The 21,262-nt window shown below is 47.5% G+C and carries 14 protein-coding genes; 8 read left to right on the top strand and 6 right to left on the bottom strand.

Annotated features, from left to right (window positions below):
* Window positions 1–45: 45 nt before the first annotated feature.
* Together AB2U10_RS18480 and AB2U10_RS18475 are read left to right on the top strand one after the other, a co-directional pair.
* A complete protein-coding gene (locus AB2U10_RS18480) occupies window positions 46–3,189 on the top strand; it encodes a SusC/RagA family TonB-linked outer membrane protein (protein WP_367916568.1) in 3,144 nt (1,047 codons plus the stop codon).
* 10 nt (window positions 3,190–3,199) lie between these two features.
* A complete protein-coding gene (locus AB2U10_RS18475; protein ID WP_367916567.1) occupies window positions 3,200–4,975 on the top strand; it encodes a SusD/RagB family nutrient-binding outer membrane lipoprotein in 1,776 nt (591 codons plus the stop codon).
* A gap of 72 nt (window positions 4,976–5,047) precedes the next feature.
* On the opposite strand, the gene AB2U10_RS18470 is transcribed toward AB2U10_RS18475, so the two are convergent.
* From AB2U10_RS18470 to AB2U10_RS18460, 3 genes are all read right to left on the bottom strand, one after another.
* Window positions 5,048–6,514 carry a RagB/SusD family nutrient uptake outer membrane protein gene (locus AB2U10_RS18470; protein ID WP_367916566.1) on the bottom strand — a complete coding sequence of 489 codons (1,467 nt, stop codon included), beginning with the start codon at window positions 6,512–6,514 and terminating at the stop codon, window positions 5,048–5,050.
* Between the two features lie 29 nt (window positions 6,515–6,543).
* Window positions 6,544–9,708 (bottom strand): SusC/RagA family TonB-linked outer membrane protein, encoded by a 3,165-nt coding sequence (locus AB2U10_RS18465; protein WP_367916565.1) that lies wholly within the window; start codon window positions 9,706–9,708, stop codon window positions 6,544–6,546.
* Between the two features lie 268 nt (window positions 9,709–9,976).
* On the bottom strand, window positions 9,977–10,474 hold the full coding sequence (locus tag AB2U10_RS18460; RefSeq protein ID WP_367916564.1) for a dihydrofolate reductase: 498 nt from the start codon (window positions 10,472–10,474) through the stop codon (window positions 9,977–9,979).
* A gap of 29 nt (window positions 10,475–10,503) precedes the next feature.
* On the opposite strand from AB2U10_RS18460, the gene AB2U10_RS18455 reads away from it, so the two are divergent.
* The 3 genes from AB2U10_RS18455 (at window position 10,504) to AB2U10_RS18445 (ending at window position 13,949) form a co-directional block, all read left to right on the top strand.
* Entirely contained in the window at window positions 10,504–11,214 is a 711-nt protein-coding gene (locus tag AB2U10_RS18455) for an SDR family oxidoreductase (protein WP_367916563.1), read from the top strand.
* 218 nt (window positions 11,215–11,432) lie between these two features.
* The gene (locus AB2U10_RS18450; protein WP_367916562.1) at window positions 11,433–11,669 is read left to right on the top strand and encodes a hypothetical protein; all 237 of its coding nucleotides are present in this window, start codon (window positions 11,433–11,435) and stop codon (window positions 11,667–11,669) included.
* 195 nt (window positions 11,670–11,864) lie between these two features.
* Window positions 11,865–13,949: a BatA domain-containing protein gene (locus tag AB2U10_RS18445; protein ID WP_367916561.1), complete on the top strand. Its 2,085-nt coding sequence runs from the start codon at window positions 11,865–11,867 to the stop codon at window positions 13,947–13,949.
* Between the two features lie 103 nt (window positions 13,950–14,052).
* Here the strand turns inward: AB2U10_RS18445 and AB2U10_RS18440 are convergent, their stop codons facing one another.
* From AB2U10_RS18440 to AB2U10_RS18430, 3 genes are all read right to left on the bottom strand, one after another.
* Window positions 14,053–15,078 (bottom strand): serine hydrolase domain-containing protein, encoded by a 1,026-nt coding sequence (locus AB2U10_RS18440; protein ID WP_367916560.1) that lies wholly within the window; start codon window positions 15,076–15,078, stop codon window positions 14,053–14,055.
* Window positions 15,079–15,276: 198 nt separating this feature from the next.
* A complete protein-coding gene (locus tag AB2U10_RS18435) occupies window positions 15,277–16,179 on the bottom strand; it encodes a nucleotidyl transferase AbiEii/AbiGii toxin family protein (RefSeq protein ID WP_367916559.1) in 903 nt (300 codons plus the stop codon).
* A gap of 5 nt (window positions 16,180–16,184) precedes the next feature.
* On the bottom strand, window positions 16,185–16,940 hold the full coding sequence (locus tag AB2U10_RS18430) for a type IV toxin-antitoxin system AbiEi family antitoxin (RefSeq protein WP_367916558.1): 756 nt from the start codon (window positions 16,938–16,940) through the stop codon (window positions 16,185–16,187).
* A gap of 669 nt (window positions 16,941–17,609) precedes the next feature.
* On the opposite strand from AB2U10_RS18430, the gene AB2U10_RS18425 reads away from it, so the two are divergent.
* The 3 genes from AB2U10_RS18425 to AB2U10_RS18415 all read left to right on the top strand — a co-directional run bounded on the left by AB2U10_RS18425 (window position 17,610) and on the right by AB2U10_RS18415 (window position 20,944).
* Complete coding sequence (locus tag AB2U10_RS18425; RefSeq protein WP_367916557.1) at window positions 17,610–18,431, top strand: type IV toxin-antitoxin system AbiEi family antitoxin domain-containing protein; 822 nt, start codon at window positions 17,610–17,612, stop codon at window positions 18,429–18,431.
* Window positions 18,428–19,231 (top strand): nucleotidyl transferase AbiEii/AbiGii toxin family protein, encoded by an 804-nt coding sequence (locus AB2U10_RS18420; protein WP_367916556.1) that lies wholly within the window; start codon window positions 18,428–18,430, stop codon window positions 19,229–19,231. The genes AB2U10_RS18425 and AB2U10_RS18420 overlap by 4 nt, the downstream gene beginning before the upstream one ends.
* Before the next feature lie 375 nt (window positions 19,232–19,606).
* Window positions 19,607–20,944, top strand: coding sequence for a transposase (locus AB2U10_RS18415; protein ID WP_367916555.1), 1,338 nt, complete (start codon window positions 19,607–19,609; stop codon window positions 20,942–20,944).
* The last annotated feature ends 318 nt before the right edge of the window (window positions 20,945–21,262 follow it).

The raw sequence follows: 21,262 nt of genomic DNA, 5'->3' as shown, positions 1-21,262 counted from the left end.
CTTGACCCGTGTATTTTAATTGTCCATTTAATATCTATTTAATCTATGAAAGGAAAATTACGTCTTCTGGTATTCCTGTTCTTTACAGCAATAGGGATATCGTACGCGCAATCCACAGTTACCGGAACGGTACTGGATGTTGACCGGGAGCCTGTTCCCGGAGTATCTGTGCTGGTGAAAGGAAAATCAACAGGAACCATGACTTCAGCCGACGGGAAATTCAGTATTGCGGCCAATCCCGGAGAAACGCTGATCTTCAGAGCTGTGGGGTATTCGGAAACTGAAGTAACCGTACCGGCTTCGCGGGTGGTGAATGTGCAGCTGGAAATTGCCCAGGGAAAACTGCAGGAAATTGTAGTGACCGCCATGGGTATAAAAAAGGAGAAAAAGGCACTGGGCTATGCGGTACAGGACCTGAACTCGGAGGAATTGCTCAAGAACAAGAGTGCGAACGTGGTGAACTCACTGGCCGGTAAAATTGCCGGGGTGAACGTTACGCAGTCGTCAGGAGCGGCCGGTGCCGGCGCGCAGATCATTCTCCGCGGAGGTACCTCGCTTGAAAGAGATAACCAGCCGCTCTTTGTGGTAGACGGGGTGATCTACGATAACTCTACCATTATTGGCGGTAACAGTGCTTTTGACGGTGCGCTGTCAGTGGCAGCCCCTAACGGTAACCGGGTCATGGATATTAACCCGGAAGATATTGAGAATGTATCTGTTCTGAAAGGACCTGCAGCGGCAGCCCTGTACGGGTCACGTGCGGCGGCAGGGGCTATCCTGATCACCACCAAGTCGGGGCAGGAAGGCCGTGCCGAGCTGAACTTTTCAACGCGCGTTTCTACCAGCTGGGTAAACCGTTACCCCGAACAGCAGGATAAATACAAAAGAGGCTATTACAATGCTGCCGGGGTGCTGGATACCTACACCACGCAGTCGTGGGGAGAAGCTTTTGCGCCCGGTGAAAAGGTTTACAACAATATTGAAGATTTTTTCCAGAACGGAACTTCCTTTGACCACAATATAAGCCTGGCAGGCGGAAGTAAAAACAACTCTTTTTACCTGTCGGCATCGCGCTTTGACCAGACCGGGATCATCCCGAATACCGGCTTTGACAAGACCACTTTCCGTTTTAACGGCGATCAGCGCTACGGGAAGATCAAGCTGGGTGCCAATGTGGCCTACAGCATAGCCAACACTGATAAAACGCTTACGTCTTCAGGACTGTATAACTCAGGCGGAACGGGAGCCATGAACTCTACCTACCGCTGGTCGAGGAGCGACGATATGCAAAAATACCTGAATGATGACGGTACCAAATACCGGATGTTTGAAGGCCTGCAGGAGCTGAAAGATGATATTGAAAACCCTTACTGGACCATCAACAGGAATAACCTGGCCGATCAGACCAACCGGCTAACCGGGAACCTGAATGCCAGCGCAGATATTTTTGACTGGTGGAAGGTGTCGTACCGCCTGGGTTCTGACTGGTATGTGACCAAAAACTCCACGCTGATCGGAGAAGGCGGCGCCATCAAAGATATCTGGCAGCAGGGGATGATGTCGGAGAGCGATTACAACTTCAATTACTGGTCGTCTAACCTGATGTCTGATTTTAACAAGAAAGTCGGCGATTTCGACCTGGGAGCTTTAGTGGGCTATTTCTCGGAAGAAACCCGGGTGGTGAATAACCGCAGAATGGGGTATCATTTTGAAGTGGAAGGCTTTCACAGCTTCGGAAACATCATTGATGCCAACAAGTTCATGAATGTGGTAAGCTCAAAAAGAAGGCTGTTCGGGGCTTACGGAGAGCTCAGGGCCTCGTATAAGAGCATGCTATTCCTGAATGTTACGGGACGGAACGACTGGACGTCAACGCTTCCGGCCAGCAACCGCTCGTATTTCTATCCTTCGGTAGGCGGTAGCTTTGTGTTTACCGAATTGCTGGACAATACACCGTGGTTAAGCTTCGGTAAGCTAAGGGCTTCATGGGCGCGTGTAGGGAAAGATGCGGCGCCGTATGTGACCAATACGTATTTGTGGTCGCCGCGCGAATTCCTGGGCGGGATTGTCGGTACCGGTAACAACTGGCAGCGGGGTAACCCTTACCTGAAGCCGGAAAACACCACCTCGTTTGAAGTGGGTCTGGAAATGCGCTTCCTGAAAGGCCGCCTGGGACTGGATTATGCATATTATACCAATAACTCGTTTAACCAGATCCTTTCTCCGCGGATGGGACAGTCAACCGGTTATATTTTTGTTTCGGTCAATGCGGGGGATATCTATAACAAAGGGATGGAGCTTTCACTGACCGGTAAGCCGGTGGTCCGGAAAGATTTTGAGTGGAACACCACCCTCAATTTGTCGCGGAACAGAGGAACCGTGGAAAACCTGCTCCAGGGGCTTGAAATACTTTACGTAACCGACGTACAGGTAGGAAATGCCAAAGCAGCTTCTTTTAACGGCGGTAACTTTATGGCCATATCGGGTTCAAAATGGTCAAGAACCGATGACGGCAAGATCATCCTGGATGCCAATACGGGTATGCCGGTAAGCGATAATCTTACTACCTACAATATCGGTAACCGGGAGCCTAAGCTGATCGGGGGCTTTGACAATAACATAAGGTATAAGAATTTTAACCTTTCTTTCTTATTTGACTTCCGTTTAGGCGGTATGGTTTATAACGGTACCGATTATTTTATGACCGTAAACGGGATGAGCAAGCGTAGTATGCAGAGAGATAACCTGGTGCTGAGCGGTGTGGTAAAAACCGGCGGCACAGACGCAGCCCCGGTATACGAAGATAAGACCTTTACGTTTAACGCCAACGAGTTCTACAGCATACGGGGCGTGCAAACCAGCGGCCGTAAGATCATCCAGGATTACTGGAGCGATTTTTATGTGCGGGAGAGTGCCAATTTTATGACCGATACCAAATGGCTGAGATTAAGAAGCATATCGCTTTCGTATGATATCGGGAAAGGCCTGCTGAAAAACAACCAGGTATTTAAAGGCATGACGGCAAGTGTGACCGGAACCAACCTGTGGTTGCTGACCAACTACAAAGGCATGGATCCGGAGACCTCGGCGGCGGGCTCGGGTGTGATCGGGTCGAGCTCGGTGGGCATTGATTTCAACGGTGTACCGGCCACGGCAGGTCTGACATTTGGTTTAAACGTTAAATTCTAAAAACTCGGTTATGAATAAGTTAAAAAATATATTGTTATGGAGCGTGGCTTCGATGCTTATCCTGTCGTCGTGCAAAGACAGCTGGCTGGATATTAACGAAGACCCCAATACGCCTTCCAACACGGTGGCGTCAGTAAAAAGCCGGCTGACCTGGGTTCAGCACTATTACCTGTATGCGCAGGGCACGGCGGGTGTCAGGGCGGCTACCGTTACCCAGCAGGTAACGTTTGTGAACAGCACGGCCCAGCAAAGCATGTCGGCCGGGTGGAACCCCATTGCGGGTATGTCTACCACTCCTTACCAGTTCTGGTTTGTAGGTGTGGGCTCCAACCTGGAAGACCTGGAAATCAAGGCGGAGAAAGAAGGGGCCTACCATTATATGGGAGCGGCCAGGGCCATCCGGGCCATGGGCTTTATGCTGATGACCGACTGGTACGGGGAAATGCCGTATACCGAAGCTCTCAGTGCCGCCATCACCCCGAAATTTGATGACGGGAAAGTGATTTATGAAGGCTGCCTTGCCGATATTGATAAGGCCATAGAGTACTTTAAAATGGCCCAGCCGGCTACGGCTACGCCCCTGGCGGCCGGCGACAGCTGGAATAACGGTGACGTGAGCAAGTGGCTTAAGCTTTGTTACGGGTTAAAAGCCCGGTGGCTGAACAACCTTTCGAAGAAGAGCGGCCTGTATAAGCCGGATGACGTTCTGGCCGCATTGGCACAGGGCCCGCAGTCGGTAGGGGAGAGCACGGTGATCACGCACGAAGACTCGCCTGCAGACAACGTGGGTGACGTTCTGTTTGCAGACCCGCTCAAAACAGCCATTGTTTTTGATAACCTGGGCATGAATACGAACTTCCGTTTAACCAAATGGTATGCCGACCTGCTGACCAACTTTGATAACAAAGGCGTAGAAGACCCGCGTGCAGACAAGCTTTTGCCCTGGGCGGAATTCGGTAACCCGAAGAAATTTGTGAGAACGCAGGGAGTGGATATGCAGTCTAAGATCAGGATGGAATCAGGTCCGATCTCGCCTTCGTATAACGCTACCACCAGCGCCATTCAGAGCAACGGAAGAACCGTGCCGGCCAAGTCGTGGTATATCAATAGCGCCAACGCCAGCCGCTGGGGCGATACGGTATATGTATCGCTGAAAAGCAGCTCGATCGGGTACAACAAAGACGTTACAGACATTTATAAGTGGGCTGACGGCACCGTGGCCGCTACCGGAACGTTCTATTCAAGACCCGATGCGCCCACCCATTTGGTGACCTATCCTGAAATGTGCTTCATCAAAGCGGAGGTGCTGTTCAACAAAGGAGATAAAACCGGGGCATTTGCTGCTTATAAAGAGGGGATCAAGGCGCACATTGACCTGATGAACATGAAGCTGGCGGCTTACGGAAACGTAAATGTCAGCAAGTCGCCGATGGACGCGGCCAAAATTAATACGTTTATGGATAAAGGCATCGGTACGGCTGCTGATATTACCCTGGGTAAGATTATGACGCAGAAGTTTATTGCCCTGTCGTATACGCAGCAGAACTGGAACGATATGCGCCGTTACGATTACAGCACGGTGGCATACCCGGGCTGGGCGGTTCCTTACGAATATACGGTTACGGCTGCTGCGCAGAACAAAATACCGCTCGGAAAGCAATTCCGCCGGGTAATGCAGGTTTCTCATGAGATCAATTACAACTCGGAGAATGTGAAAGCTTCGCACCCCAGCGCACTGAGCAACGATATCTGGTCTTACCCGGTTTGGTGGGATATCAAAGAGTAGTTTTTACCGGGAATATAAAAAAAGGTGCGTGGCCGGAGGCCGCGCACCTTTTTTGTTTTTGTTAGTACTTAATTAGTACCCTGTATTCTGCTGGGCTGCAATACCGGGGTTGGCATTGATCTCTGCAATGGAGATCGGCAGAACGGTCTTGAAGTAGGTCCGGTCAATGGTTTTGGGCCGGATGTTGATGTTCGATCCGATAATCTCGTCATTGAAGGTGATCGATTTGTTGTTCCGGAGCACATCAAAGAACCGGTGCCCTTCTCCGAACAGCTCCTTGCTTTTCTCATCCAGGATCATATCGAGGGTGATGTCGGCGGCTGTGGCTGCAGCCAGTGCCGGAGCCCTGCGCCGGATGGCGTTCAGGTAAGTGGCAGCCTTGTCTTTCTGATTCAGCTGGAAGGCCGCCTCCGCCGCAATAAGATACATTTCAGATGAGCGTATCACTTTGATGTTCACGGCCGTATTGGTGCTTTTCCCGTCACCGGCCAGGGTAATGCTGCCGCTGTATTTGTAGAGCGAGCCCAGGCGCGGTGCTGCTGCGGTAGAGATCTCGTCGGCGTCCATTACTCCCCAGCGTACGTCGGTCGGGTCTTGCTTAAGCCGGTTCAGGAAGTAGTCGCTGGCCCCGTAAAACCCGAGTGCCGTGCTGGCGCCATGGCCTTTTCTCCGGAGGTAGAACCCGAGTGAGCCGGTGCCCTGGTCGCCTTCGTTGGGGAACATGCCCAGCTCAAATATCGACTCGGAACCGAATTGTTTGGTCCACGACTCCACCCAGTTGGCCGGGGTGTAGAGCGTATATCCGCCTTTGGTGATCACGTCTTCAGCTGCCGCCAGGGCCTCGGTGTAGTTGTTCATGTACAGGTATACCCGTGCCTGTATGGCCTTGTTGCCGTAGTAGTTGATATACCCGTTACTTTTGGTTTTGGGCAGCAGGGCTTCGGCTGCTTTCAGGTCGGCCAGGATCTGGGTATAGTTTTGTTCCACGGTGGCCCGGAGGGGCTGCTCTGTAGAGCTGAGCGTGGTGGTGATGTTGGGCACCCCGTATGCCGATTTGTCGAAATTGTAGGGCTTCCCGTACAGGCGCACCAGGTCAAAGTACATCAGGGCACGGGCGGTCAGCGCCTGGCCTTTGTAGGCGTCGAAGTTTTCGGTGCTTCCTTCCGCCTGCAGCTTTTCAATGCCCTCCAGGAGGCTGTTGGCCTGCATGATATTGTTGAAGATCACTGACCAGAATCCGCCGTAGGCATTGGAGTTGGCTGAGTGATTGAAGGTGTACATCGCGTCATTTCCCCGGCCGGCCGAGTAAATGGTCATATCGCCGCCTTTGGCGTCACCGTACAGTACAAAATCACGGCCGTAGTAATTGATGGAGGTCATCCTGCGCATGATGCCGTTAATGATGATCTTGGCATCATTGGCCGTCTGAACTGCTACCTTGGAGTCGCCCGAGTTGGTCGGCTTTACCTCCAGGAAGTCTTTACAGGAGGTGGTGCCCAGTAAAGCGCTTATGGCAAGTATCTTTATTATATTCTTCATTGTTAAGCAATTTTTGAGGTTTTACAGAATTAAAAGCCAAGTTCAATACCAAAAGTATAGGTCTTACCGTAAGGGGTTTCCCATCCGCGGGTACTATACTGGTTCACCTCAGGATCTGCGATTTTAAATTTGGAGGCGGTCCATAAATTGGTGCCATTGAAAAAGAGCCGGCAATTTTCTGCTTTGATTGCTTTCAGCGCATTTTTAGGCACGCGATAGGCCACGGTAACGTTCTTCAGGCGGATGAAGCTTGCGCTGTGAAGCTGCCGGGTAGAGTTCTGCATGGGGTCGGTCAGGTCATTGCCGTCCAGCTTGGGCATGGTGCCGGTAGGGTTGGAGGGGCTCCACATGTTTTCATAGTACACCTCTGACCGGATCCGCTCCCAGTAGTAGCCGTCATCGGCCACATCTTTGAAGGCGCCGTCATAGAGGTTGCCGCCCAGCTTGTACATGAAGTTCAGGCCAACGCTGATGCCTTTGTATTCGGCGTCGGTGTTGATGCCGCCGTAGAGTTTCGGAATCCCGTTCCCGATGATCTTCCGGAACGCCTTGCTGTAGGAATAGGTGGCCGCACGCCCGTTAAACTGGAAGTCGCCCGAAGAAGGATTTTCCGGATCGTTGACATACCATACGTTTTTACCGTTTTCCGGGTCTACCCCGGCCCATTCGTACCCGTAGAAGGCCAGTGTAGACTCACCTTCGCGGTAGATAAACTGCGAGCGGGCATCACCGCCGGTAGGGTCGTTCCAGATGATGTCCTGGCCGCCGTACAGCTTGGTCACGGTTGACTTCATGGCGGTGGCGTTGACACCGGCGCTCCAGCGGAAGCCGTCTTTATGGATGATGTCGCCGTTCAGCTCGATCTCTATCCCTTTGTTATTGATCTCCCCGATATTCTTCAGGGTAGAGCTGAAGCCGGTAACGGTAGAGATGGGCACATCCTGCAGCAGGTCTTTGGAATCGCGGTTAAAATATTCCACGCTACCGGAGAGGCGGTCTCTGAACAGGCCGAATTCGAGGGCCAGGTTAGAAGAGTAGCTGGTTTCCCAGGTGAGGTTAGGGTCAGCCAGGGTGATGATGCCTCCGCCGGGCTGCTCCATGTATTTGTTGTTGTAGCCTACCAGTGAGCGCCAGCCGAAGTTATCGGAAGGCAGCGTACCGTTTGTACCGTAGGAGGCCCGCAGCCGCAGGTTGCTGATGACGTCATTGTCAGCCAGGAATTCTTCTTTGCTGATGCGCCATGAACCGGCCACAGACCAGAAGTTACCCCAGCGGGTATCCGGCCCCAGGCGTGATGAGCCGTCTCTCCGCAGAGAGGCCGACGCAAAATACTTCTGGTTGAAGCTGTACTCGGCCCGGGAGAAGTACGAGAGCATGTTATACCCCCACGAGTAGGCAGAAGCATTGGTGGTTCCGGCGGTAGACACGGTATGCAGGGCGCTGGAAGGCATGTCGGTGCCCGATGAGCGCATAAAATCGGTCACGTTTTTCTCCGCTTCAAACCCGAGCAGGAGGCTGAAATCGTGAACGGTGTTAAATGTCTTGTTGTAGTTCAGGGTATTGGATGACAGCATCTTGTTGTAATTGGTGGTCATCTCATTTACTGCGCCCCGCGTGGTTTGTGCGTTCCAGTGCACGGCGCTGTAGTAGATGTGATCCCTGACCTTCGAGTTGTCGTAAGAGAAAACGCTCTTAAAGTTAAGACCCGGCATGAGGTGCAGGGTGAGTGTTTCTACCGCGCTGAGGCGCAGGGTGTTTGAGGTGTTTTCCCATTCGTTATCGTAGTACAGCGAGTTCTGGGCCAGGCTTCCGTACCGGGCGGTGAAAGGCAGGCCCGTTTTGTAGTTGGTAGGCCAGTAAAGCGGCCACAGCAGGTTTCTTACCTGCATGAAATAGTTGGCGCCGGTATTCCGGGTATCGTTGTAGCCTTCCAGGTTATTGCTGGTGATATTGATGTTGGTTCCCAGCTCCAGCAGGCGGCCGGCTTTCTGGATAATATTGATACGCCCGCCGATTCGGTCAAATTTATTGACGCGCATACGGTTCTGATCGGTGGTATACGAAAGTGAAGTAAAGTATTTGGTAGCTTCTGTTCCGCCCTGCACTGAGAGCTCGTTGGTATTGTAGGTACCTGTACCGAATAGGGCTTTGTCCCAGTCGAAATATTTTCCTTCCCGGTTCTCAACGCCGTTGGTCATGCCTTTGATGATAACGCCGTCCATTCTGCCGGTACCGGTGGCTTCAAATGTATACCCGTGCTGGTTGAACTTGCCGTTCAGGCGGGTAATGGCATTGTTGCTGGCATAAGCATCGTCTCTTCCGCCTGAAGTGTTGAAATCGTGGAAGATCTGGTACAGCATGTTGACCTGCTCCTGCGCGCTGGCGGGCTCATAGTTATCGGTGGCCCAGGCAGGCGTAAAGCCCACCGAGCTTTTGAGGTTAACTGAAGGTTTCCCGGTTTTTCCTTTCTTGGTGGTCACTACGATCACCCCGTTAGCGGCGCGTGAACCGTACAGCGAAGAGGCGGCGGCATCTTTCAGTACGGTGATCGACTCGATATCTCCCGGGTTGATAGAGCTCATGATGTTATTGCTGCGCAGGATGTAGTCGCCCAGCTGTCCGCCCGAGCCTGAAATGACCGGCACGCCGTCAACCACGTAAAGCGGTTCGTTGGAAGCGTTCATGGAGCCTATCCCGCGGATACGGATGTTGGGCGTTGAGCCGGCCTGGCCGCTGCTCTGGGTGCCCTGCACCCCTGCCATCCGGCCATTCAGGGCTCCTTCGAAGGAGGGAAGCGGCATATCCCTGATCTTATCGCCTGACAGCGAGGAGGCAGAACCGGTGTAGGTACCCTTGTTGGCGGTACCATAGGCTACCACCACCACTTCGTTAAGCTGGCTTTGCGATTCCTCCAGGGTCATGTTAATAACAGAGGCGTTCCCTACAGTGACAGAGGCGTTGATATACCCCACAGCACTGAAGACAAGCACCTGGCCGGACTGAGCGCTGAGGCTGTAATTGCCCGAAACGTCGGTTTGCGTAGCCAGGGTTGTTCCCTGGATTTTTACGGTAACTCCCGGCAGGGCGGCGCCGTCAGCAGCGGAGGTTACTTTGCCGGAGATCTTTCTTTCCTGCGCCCAGGTGAGTTGAAAGATCCCAATGAGCATGAAAAGAAAAAGTAGCTTTTTTTTCATAACAGGTATTGGTTAATAGAACAGATGATTTTGAAACAGGCTTAAAAGACCATTCTGTGTTTTAATGATTCTTTAAAAGACTATTTTTAATTTGCCATGAAATTATTAAAATAATGATCAATACAGTGCTTTTTCCAGTATAATTTTCTGCAATTTAAAATGTTTCAATGGAGGGAGTTACGGGTTGAGGGCAGGGGGAGATGCGTTTCAGGAGGGATATACCGGATTTGCCCCCTGAAGGCAGCCGGGGAGGTACAGGTATACAGGATCATGCGGGCCGTTTCAGCGTGACGATTTCGAAATCATATTCGTTTTTTTCAGACGGGTCAAAATGAACGGAATCTACGGTTTCCCAGTTATTATAGGGAGAGAGGTCAAAAAAGGCGTCTCCCTCAGGAGCGGTGTTTACCCGGGTAAGGTAAAGCCGGGTGGCGTATGGAGCGGCCAGCTCATAAATCTGCTGCCCGCCAATGATAAAAATCTCTTCTTTACCGGTCAGGGTGCGGGCCAGGCGGAGGGCCTCTTCCATGGAAGAAGCTATCGTTGCGCCTTCCAACTGCAGACCGGGGTTTCGCGAAATGACCAGGTTAATCCTGCCCGGGAGCGGCCGGCCGATGGAGTCGAAGGTTTTGCGGCCCATGATAACTACGTGACCCAGTGTACGTTTTTTAAACAGCTTCAGGTCGTCGCTTAATTTCCAGAGAAGCCGGTTGTCTTTTCCGATCACCCCGTTTTTGGCTACAGCTACCAGTACAGATATGTCCATAAGGATTAATTTGACACAAATATATACAGATGAGTGATATGAAAACAGCATTTATTACAGGGGGTACCAAAGGAATAGGGTACGGCGTGGCAGAGCAGCTGCTGAAAGAAGGGTATGCCGTGGCGTTTACGGGCCGGGCCGAGCAGGGCGTGAAAGAAGCGGAAGCGGCCCTTGTCAAAGGTTTTGAAGGAAAAGTGCTGGGCCTGACGGCCGACGTGCGCAGCCGCGCCTCTATGGAGAAGGCGGTGGCTGCTACGGTACAGGCTTTCGGTGGAATTGACGTGGTGGTTGCCAATGCCGGTGTGGGCATTTTTAAAAGCATTGAAGCGCTGACCGACGAAGACTGGAACGATACGCTGGAAACCAACCTCACCGGTGTGTTTTACACCGTAAAAGCGGCTCTTGACCAGGTAATCAGCCGGAAAGGCTATATTATCACCATTTCCAGCCTGGCCGGAGCCAATTTCTTTGAAAAAGGTACGGCCTACAACGCCAGCAAGTTCGGACTGGTGGGCTTTACCCAGGCGCTGATGCTCGACCTGCGCGATAAAGACGTAAAGGTCAGCACCATCATGCCGGGCTCAGTGGCCACTTATTTCAATAACCACGTGCCGTCAGATGCCGATGACTGGAAAATTCAGCCGGAAGACATCGGGCAGATGGTGGCCGACCTGCTCAAAATGAACCCGAGAACGCTGCCGAGCAAGATAGAGGTGAGGCCGGCGAAGGTGAGGAGGTGAGTAGTTAAAAGTTAAAAGTGAAAAGTTAAAAACTAAAAGTTAAGGAATGTTTGTTTTACCCTATAAGGCATATAAGACACCTAAGTTTCTTGTATGCCTTATGTGCTTTATAGGGGGAAATAAACAAGGCGGAGCCGCCATGACGAATAAACAACCGGCAACTTTTTGTATTTTCGCTTCTCCCTCCTAAATTTGTATGAATTTAGTAAACTAAGGAAATGAAGAAAAACGTAGGACTTCTTGCTATAGCGGCTACTATGCTGGCAACCGCCTGTACTTACCAGAAAAATAACCGGATAGAGCAGAAAGATGTGAATGCAGGTAATGATTATGTTTATGCGAATCCTGATTCTATGGCACGCCAGAGAAAGGTTCAGTATACGCCGAATTCGGAGAATGAAGTAAGGGCCATGGAGATCCAGGAGAAGCTCTACGGCACAAAAGCAGAAGAATAAGGCAGAGCGGCTGTTCTGTAAAAATAATAAATTTTCAGAGTGATTTCATAATCCGCCGCTTACGGCGTTTTGTAGATTATGGGATCACTTTTTTATGTAGAATAGCTAAGAGCTATGAGCCATCAGCCCTGAGCTTACATCGGGTATGTCAACGCTGATAAACTCATAGCTCAAAGCTTATAGCTCAAAGCTGATATGCAGTTTTTATATCCGAATGTACTGTGGGGACTTCTGGCGTTAGCTATACCGCTGATCGTACATTTTTTTAATTTCAGGCGTACCCGTAAAGTATATTTCTCCAATGTGGCCCTGCTCAGGAGTGTTGATACCCGGATATCGGCTTTCCGGCGGCTGAAGCACCTGCTGGTGATGCTGGCCCGGATGCTTTTTATAGCCTGCCTGGTGCTGGCTTTTGCCCAGCCGGTGAAGAAAGCCATTGAAAACCGCGACCTGCCCCGGGGCATTAACGGAATTTACCTCGACAATTCCCAGAGCATGCAGAATACCCGTGAGAACCGGCGCCTGCTTGACCTGGCCGTGATCCGGATAGACGAATTGCTCTCGCTGCTTGACCGCACCTCCAATATCCAGCTTTCTACCAATGAATTTGACGGGCAGGACCAGTTTGTAAGCTCGGCAGGGCAGGTACGCGATCGGCTCACTACCGTGACCTTCTCGGAAACGGGCCGCAGCCTGGCGCAGGTGTATAAGCGGCAGCGCTCGGTGGCGCACAAGCATAACCCGTCGGGCCGGAATCATTTTTTCTGGTTCTCCGACTTCCAGAAGAGCACCGCAGGTAACCTGGCCGACCTGCCTGTAGATACCAATGATGTGGTGCACCTGATACCGGTAACCGGCAAGGCCGCCCGCAATGTTTTTGTAGATTCGTTGTGGCTGAATGTGCCCTTTGTAAGAGAAATGCAGAACAATGTGCTCAGTGTAAAGGTCTTTAACTCGGGCAACCAGGCGGTAGAAAAACTACCCCTGAAGCTGTATGTGGATGACGTTCAGATTTCCACTTCTTCCGTAGATCTGCCTCCCAATGCCTATGGCACGGCAAAATTCAACTTTACCGTCAATTCAAGAGGGCTTCACAAAGGCCGGGTCAGCTTTGATGACCAGCCCGTAACGTTTGACAATGATTATTACTTTACGCTGAACGCATCACCGGCCATTCGTATTCTTCACCTGTACGGCCAGCGGAGTGAGCAGAATTATATAGGGAAAATTTTTGCCAACGACAGCCTCTTTGCCTACAAGGCCTATTCTATAGACAACTTTAATCCCGGTGAGGTACAAAATGCTGACCTGGTGGTACTGGAAGGCATCTCTGCCCTGGACGGGGAAAGGCGGGCAGTGATGGAGACGTTCCTGAACCAGGGCGGAAATATGGCGCTGATTCCTTCTGCGCAGGTGTCGCAGGTGAGCCTGCAGGAATTCCTGGGTCCGTTTGGCATACGCAATGTGCAGGCAGACAACCATGTGCCCAACCCTGAAGCCATGCAGGAAATGGCAGGACCGGAGGGACAGTCGCCTTTCTTTGAAGATGTATTTGAAAAGGGAAGCCACAGCCGGCTGATGAGCCTGCCAAAAGTTTACCCGAAGATCAGGTGGGAGGGTGTGGCCGAACCCATACTGACCCTGAAAAACGGGAAGCCCTTTCTGACCCGTACCCGTGCCGGGGAAGGGAACATTTATCTTTTTGCTTCGCCGCTGACGCGGGACTACGGGAATTTTGCCGAGCATGCTCTCTATGTGCCGGTACTTTTCCGGATGGCCTACCTGAGCGGTAAAACCGATCGCCTGGCGTATAATTTCAGCGAAGGGCACGTGCAGCTGTACATGCCCGAAGCCCCTAAAAATGCAGTCTACAAGCTGAAAAACAAGAACCTGGAGCTTATTCCGGTGCAAACCCTGCGGGGGAAAACCCTGATCCTGACCCTGCCCAAATCATCGGAGCTGCAAAATAACCAGCTGCTGGGCTCGGGGATTTACGAGCTGGAGATCAACGGCAAAGCGGTGAAGTCGCTGGCCCTGAACCACAGCCGGACCGAGTCGTATATGGACACCTGGTCAGCAGAAGAGTTGAGAGAGGCGTTTGCCGCCCAGGGGAATGTAAAAGTGTACGATGACGTGCAGGACGGGCAGTTTATCGAGGCCTTCCGTGCTTCTTCCATTGATAAGCCGTACTGGAAATACTTTGTAATGGCGGCCCTGTTTTTCCTCCTGGCGGAGATCCTGCTGGGGCGCCTGCTAAGGGCGGGCAACAAACCTGCATAACGGGCCTGCGTCGGTTATCGGGGAGTCCTCTTTAAACCAGGAACGGCACCCTTTGAAGACAGGCGGGAAACAGCGCCATCCTCCAGATGACAAATTCCCGGTATTATTTTTTCAGCTCATTTCTTATAATCTTCCATGTTTCCGTATGATAATAGAATGCTTTTTTTAAATCATTCGTTTCATAGGCGGTATTCTGAAGAAGAATAACACTGGTCTTTGTTTTGGGGAAGTAAAAATTCATCGAGATAAAGCCCGGGGCAAATCCGGTCTGTCCCAATTGCAAAATGTTTTCTTTTGTATCGACTGTTATTCCATATCCATATTCGGTAATTCCAAATATCGGATGGTCACGGACAGCTCCTTTTTGTTTAGTTTTTAACATCTTCATGGTCTTGTTTTTTAACAGCTTACCACCATAAAACAAGTCATTCCAGGTATTTAAATCTTCTGCTGTCGATATAAAAGACCCTGCGGCCACATAGTTTTGAAATGTTTCGGTTTCGTATTCCAATTCACCACTTTCACTTTCTGTGTAGCCTTTGACCAGGTTACTATACTTATTGATGTCTGGGTGAAAAGTATTTTCCATCCTGCATTCTTCGAATAAACGCCTTGAAAGTTCTGCAAATGATATATCAGAAGTTTTCTCAACTATTTTAGCTAACAAGTCATAACCTATCTGAGAATAAGAATACTGACTTCCGACTTTGAAGCTTGTTGGTTTATCTAACCCGGTAATGCCATGCGTGTGGGTTAATAAATGGTGTATTGTGACTGTGTCTGCCCAACTTTGGGTCAATTCGGGTAAATATTTACGAATTGGGGTATTCAATTCAATACGTCCTTTTTCAAATTCCCGAAGTACTAAAACGGCTGTAAATTGTTTACTAATTGACCCTACTACAAATTGATCATTTAGTTTTAAAGGTTCTTTCTGGTCAATATCCGAATAACCGTATGTTTTCAGATACTTAACCTGTCCGTTTTGAGAAATAAGGACTATTCCATTGAAAGGTTTGGCAGTTTTGAGCAAAAACAAACTATCAAGTTGTTTCTCAATATCATTTTGTTGTCCAAAAGCTATACTGGTAGTTTTTAGAAAAGCGAATAAAAAAAGTACATATTTCATGGATGTAAAGATAAGTGTCTATGCTTTGATGGCCGCCCTGCCTGTACAGATTTCGAATCTTTTTTTGGAAGATTTGAAAAAACTGGTATCCTTTTCTAATCAATTAAGTGGAGCCTAATTTATTTCACATCAGGAATACCACCTCCTGGTATACCATTTACAAAGCAAGTCTGCTGTCAGGTTGATTTGTTTGGAAAGCTATCGTTTCAACACTTCTTTTAGTTTATTAAATAATTGAGCATGTTTGTCCGGGTTATTTACTTTGAGTTTATTTAGATTCAATTGTTTCCATTTCACACCGGGAAATTCCGAAAATGGGTAAACGTTCCAATCCGGACTGAGGTCTTTAAAGCTCAGTAGAAAATGCTTGTCTTCCTCAGTCAGTACCTGATGAATGATATCAATTAATTCGAAACGCGTTCTTTCATAGTCCTGATAGGTGAATTCTTCACCGGTCATTCCTTCGAATTGGTTCTCAAAAGCAGCGCGCTGATCAAGCAGATGCGGAGCCAACATTTCGTTTATGGGTCTTTCGCTACATAAGAGCATCAACAGAAAACCCTCTTTGATTTCTTGAGTAAATCCCTCATTCTGCAAAAGGTATTTAACGTCGAACAAGTCCCGTGGGTGCTGACGATCCAACGCCGCACATATCTTTCCTCCGTATAGCTGTCCTGTGGAAATGGAGGCTATTTCACAGAACGCTTCGTAAGTGTCCTGCGCTTTTGCACATAATACCCTGGTCTCGGGCTTTCCCAGCAGACCGCGGTTCATCACACTTACTTCAATTTTAACAACAACATTTTTGACACTTACGATTAGCTTAGCCTCTTTTTCTTTAAGATCTATAGCTACATCAGGTATTATCTTTTGTATATGGGTCGCAATCTCATTGAGTCCACGCAGGATATTGGAAAGTGAGGTATCCCTGTCTTCAATAGGAATATAGGTGAGGTCTATATCAACAGATAACCTTAACATATTGCGAACAAACAGATTAATGCATGTTCCACCGTGTAGGGCAAAAACTTTCACTTTGGCTACTTCGGGTAGTATCTGAAGTAAAAGCCTTACCTGTTTTTCGTACAGCTCTTTTTTCATATCTGCTATATTTTGGGAACCGTTATCTGATACTTGGGCACATATATGCCGTTTTTAACAAGGCTGCGTTTTCCTTTTCCGAGATCTATTTCATGGGTTTTTATATACTTAAACCATGTATGTTCTGCTCTTTCAGCAAAATAAAGGAATAGCCGTTTTACCTTTACGGAATTGCACTGCTTTAAAAGTGCTTCCACTTTTTGTGGCACCAGATTGTTCAGCCCTTCCATCAGCTCGTAACATTCCTTAAGGCTTGTCTGGTCATCTGCAAGGTACAGGCACTCCATCATAGCTCGTGCCGCGCCGGATATCCTGATGTCAAAATTACCGGCAGTGTACTCTATCAGACCTGTTTCCGGCGGTAGCATTGATGTAGTATGATATACGATTTCCACTTCCCATTGATGCTTTCTGAACCACACGGGCAGTCCTTCTTTAACAGCTCCGAAGACTATGGCCTTACGAGAGCTCATTTCCAGATAATGTGACCTGCCCGATAGGGCCAGCGCAGTTTTGCCTCCGGGATGTACAGAAGCTTTGGCATATTGCTGTAAAGCATATATGGCGCCCAGATACCCCACATCGTCTCCGGAACGTACCATAGCACCGGTTCCTATGGAGGTAAGCCAGTTGCTTTTCCGATAGGTTTTCTGCAGATCATAGCTGTAACCATTCTCAGCCAACCATTGGGACAGATAGACAACACCGGAAGGGAGCTCAGTTATTAACCTGTTTATTTTACTTGATGTAGAGGTATTCATACTGCTTACTTATTATGTAAAACAAACTAACGGGAAACTTTGTTTGTTTTAATCTATGTAAAGGTATTAAAAATACCGTGGATTCAATGAAAATAAACTTGTGCTTGGACTTTTTTTTTTCAACTAAATCTAACTTCGATCGATCATCCCAATTGCAATTCTTTACGTATGTATCAGTACATATGAATTTACGTGATAGACAGTATTTTAGAAGAAAAAAAAGACAAGTCGGAAATAAATCTGACTTGTCTTCTTATGTCGCCCTGCCTGTACAGATTTCGAATCTTTTCTTATCGGATTTAAAGCAGTTGGCAAGCCTGGCGGTTTAAATGATGCAATCGTGATGCTATTATGAAGCAATTCACCTAAGATCATACAATATGCTTTGCTGTTACAAAATTTCCCCTGTTGCTGATGGGAAATCCAGTAGCTAAAAACTTAGAATTTTCATTTTTATCTTTTGTTAAAATTGGGAAAATGAATGATTGCAGAACATTGCGAATACAGTGTGTTCGCAATTATTGAGGCATTATAAAATTTATTTTTCATAGTTATACAGTCAGGTTTATCCTGACCATTTAACTATAATTGAAAAAACAGCTCTATTTGTATATCAAAATAGATTGTTTTTCGTATCATTGTAGTCAGGTTTAACCTGACGATGATGCTATGAGAAATAAGTACATCTCTACACAGTCAAATGAACTCTTGTCATACTTTCATGAACAAGACAGATCTTGCTTTAGTTATGCAGAGGCTTTTAAGGCTTTACCCGAATCAGGCGAAAGCGCAGTAAAGGAATTATTAAGCGATATGACCAAAAGAGGTCTTTTAATGCGCTTAAAAGAGGGGGTATATTATATCATTCCCTATGAACAAGATGCGGATACATTTATGCCTGACTGGCACCTGATACCTGAATTTATTGTAAAAGATGCCCAATACTATATTGGCTACTATTCTGCGTTGCAAATTCATAATTTGATTACACAGCCGTCATTAAAAGAGCAAATTGTAGTTTCCAGGCAACTCAGACCTTCAGTAATTAAGATCAAAAACGTTCCTTTCCAGTTTATATACCATAATCCGGATCACTTCTTTGGTATGAAAAAAGTCTGGATTGACAGCTTTCATAAAGTACAATGCTCTGATCTTGAAAAGACGATTATTGATTGCCTTTTTAAGCCGGATTATGCAGGGGGTATTGTTGAGATTGCAAGGGCGATCAGCATTTCTGCAAGCCAAATTAATTTTGGTAAGCTGCTGGAATACATAAAAAGGTTTAAATCACAGGCAGTTATTAAGCGGCTGGGCTTTCTCCTGGAACTGTTAGAAATTGATAACCCGATTATAGAAAAATTATTAAAGGAAAAGACGGCCTCTTATGTTGTATTGGATACTGAACTACCCAGGTCAGGAAAAATGATAAGCAGATGGGGCATCCAACAAAATCTGGAAACAGAAACCATTAAATCAGCTATTTACACATGATTAAACCCGGAGAAATACAGCAAAAGGCAAGAGAAGTGGGGGTTCGTGACCAGCAGATAGAGAAAGACTATATTCTTTCCTGGATATTAAAAGGTGTGTCTCAACATGAGCAGCTTTCAAAAATCATGGTATTCAAAGGTGGCACTGTATTAAAGAAAATCTATTTTCCCGACTACAGGTTTTCAGAAGATCTCGATTTTACATTGTTGGACAACGAGATCATCAATGCGCAAATATTTGCATGGTTTAAAGAAGCCTTTGAATATATCCGGGACGAAGCAAATATTCCCCTTGACATAATCGACAATAATGTGCATGAAGATGGTGGAATAAACTTCTATATCAGTTATGTAGGGCCATTGGGTGGACAAGGAAACAATAAGCGGGTAAAGGTAGATATTTCCAGAAGTGAAAAGCTGGAGTTTGAACCTGTTTTAAACCCCGCTTTTATTGATTATACGGATTTGGAAGAATATGATCTGCAATGTTACCCACTGGAAGAGGTATTGATCGAAAAGCTACGGTCTGTAATGCAGCGTATGGCAGCAAGGGATTTTTACGACATCTGGTATTTATTAGTAGAGCATGGAATGGAAGCTGAGTTTTACTTAGCTGAGTTCAGGAATAAATGCGCAAGTAAGGGATTAAACCCAATAGATTTTCATAAGAAGTTAACGGAACGCCTACCGCAATACAAAGGTCGTTGGAAAAGCTCTATGAGCGAGCAGATAAAGGATTTGCCTGACTTCGATAAAGTGGAGAGAGAAGTACAAAGGCAGTTAAAGAAGATGAAATTATGACCAAGTAAGCAGTTAGACAAGCCTGGCGGTTATATAACGTGTGCTTTCGGTTGTTTTACTATCGTCCACTTTCTAGGCCAAACCAGACGAATAAGAAATTGAGAAGTAATCGCGAATAGAGTAGTAAGATGTTCTGATATGTAAACGCTGTCTGCCATTTTACCTTTTGTGGTACAATAAGACCCAATGTTTAGGTCTTATTGTACTTCGATTGGTGAAAATATGTAGGGTCTTCTTATTATCTGTAAGTGATTTGTGTACAGTGATTTATTGATAAAAAACAACCCCGAAAATGACCAATTTCTCGGTATTTCGGGCGGTCGGCCGCTGCCGGTTTTTTGTGTATTTTAATATCGCCAAACATCTCATACACAGATGCAAAATACATTATTTTCTTTAGACGACCCAAGATTCCACCAATTGTATTATTTCAAGAATTGCACAGAGCTGGGTACGATTTATAAAGCTATTCCCTGGGAGGAGCTGGTTAAGCTTCTACCTCCGAAAAAGAATTTTCGCGGTGCGCCTTCGTATCTCCCTCCCGCTGGGCTTTTCGGACTGATGTTTTTGAAGCACTATAGCGGTATGAGCGATGAGAAGCTTATCGATGCTTTTAATACCAATTATGCCTACCAGATGTTTTGTGGTTGTGTCATCAATTCTTTACATCCTATCCGGGATAAAGCCTTGGTCTGTCGGGTGAGGAAGTTCCTGGCTCTTCACTGTGATATGCAAAAGCTCCAGCAGGTACTCATCAAGGCTTGGAAAGGGGAGTTACCTCATAAGAATATGCTGTTGATGGACGCTACCTGTTACGAGGTCAATATCCGTTTCCCTACGGATGTTAAGCTACTTTGGGAGGCCTGCAGCTGGTTGTGGGAAACCCAGATTCCTCTCCTGTGTAAATTCTATAAAATCCCTATTCCTCGTTCTAAATACAGGGTTCAGAAGATAAAGCAACTTCAGCATCAAAAACAAAGAAAAGTATCTTATAAAAAGACTCAAAAACGCAAGAGGTCTCTGCTGTTACTATTAAAAAAGGGAATTGAAGCCTACCAGCATCTACTTAACCACACTTCCGGCATCCGATTAAATGAAAGTATTTCCCACCGCTTCAAAAACATTAAAACACTTTATAGTCAACAGTACTATCTTTTCCACCACAAAACTACCTCTGTAAAAGACAGGATAGTGAGTCTGTCCCAACCTCACATCCGACCTATCATTCGGGGAAAGGAAAACAAACCTGTGGAGTTCGGTATTAAAGCCCATGTGATGCAGGTAGGCGGTATTGATATCATAGAACACCACAGTTTCCAGCCTTTTAATGAAACCACCCGATTAAAGCATACGGTGTATAAGCACCACACTCTCTTTGGAAAATGTACTCACCTGGCAGCTGATGGAATTTATCCCACCAACCGAAACAGGAACTATTGCAGTTCCAAAAGGATACAGACCAACTTCATAGCTAAAGGGAGAAAGAAGAAAGACAAAGCCCTGGATCAAGTCAAAGGAATGCTCAACAGGGAGAGAAGTACCCGGCTGGAGGGAAGCTTTGGAAGCCAGAAAGAGCATTATGGTCTTAGAAAGATCAAGGCTAAAACAGCTCCAACCCAAATCCTGTGGATGTTCTTCGGAGTAATGACAGCCAATGCCGTCACAGTAGCTAAACGACGACGAAGTCAAAAGGAAACCATACAAGCGGCTTAAAAACAGTGCCTTTTTTACAAAATCCTGGGAAAAGACTGTCCTTACCTATTCTAAGCAGATCAAAACTATTGAGATCTCCCTAAAATTGTACTTCTTAAAGGTAATATCACATAAAAAACAAAATCCGGTCCCCTTTTGCAGACCGGATTTTGGACGAAGACAATATCAGTTCTGAATTATCAAGGAAGGCCTAAATGGACTTTATCGCAACTCCAAAGGGCAGAATTGTTGTTTGAAAGATATCCCTTGCTGTCTCAGGCTTATAGTTTATCGATACAGTTAGGAAATATATTTGCTCATAGTAAAGCGAAGGAGAAC

This window comes from Leadbetterella sp. DM7 (assembly GCF_040829825.2).
In the GTDB taxonomy this organism is placed as follows: domain Bacteria; phylum Bacteroidota; class Bacteroidia; order Cytophagales; family Spirosomataceae; genus Leadbetterella.
Note: the sequence above shows the minus strand (reverse complement) of the source record. Positions and strands in the feature narration are given on the sequence as shown.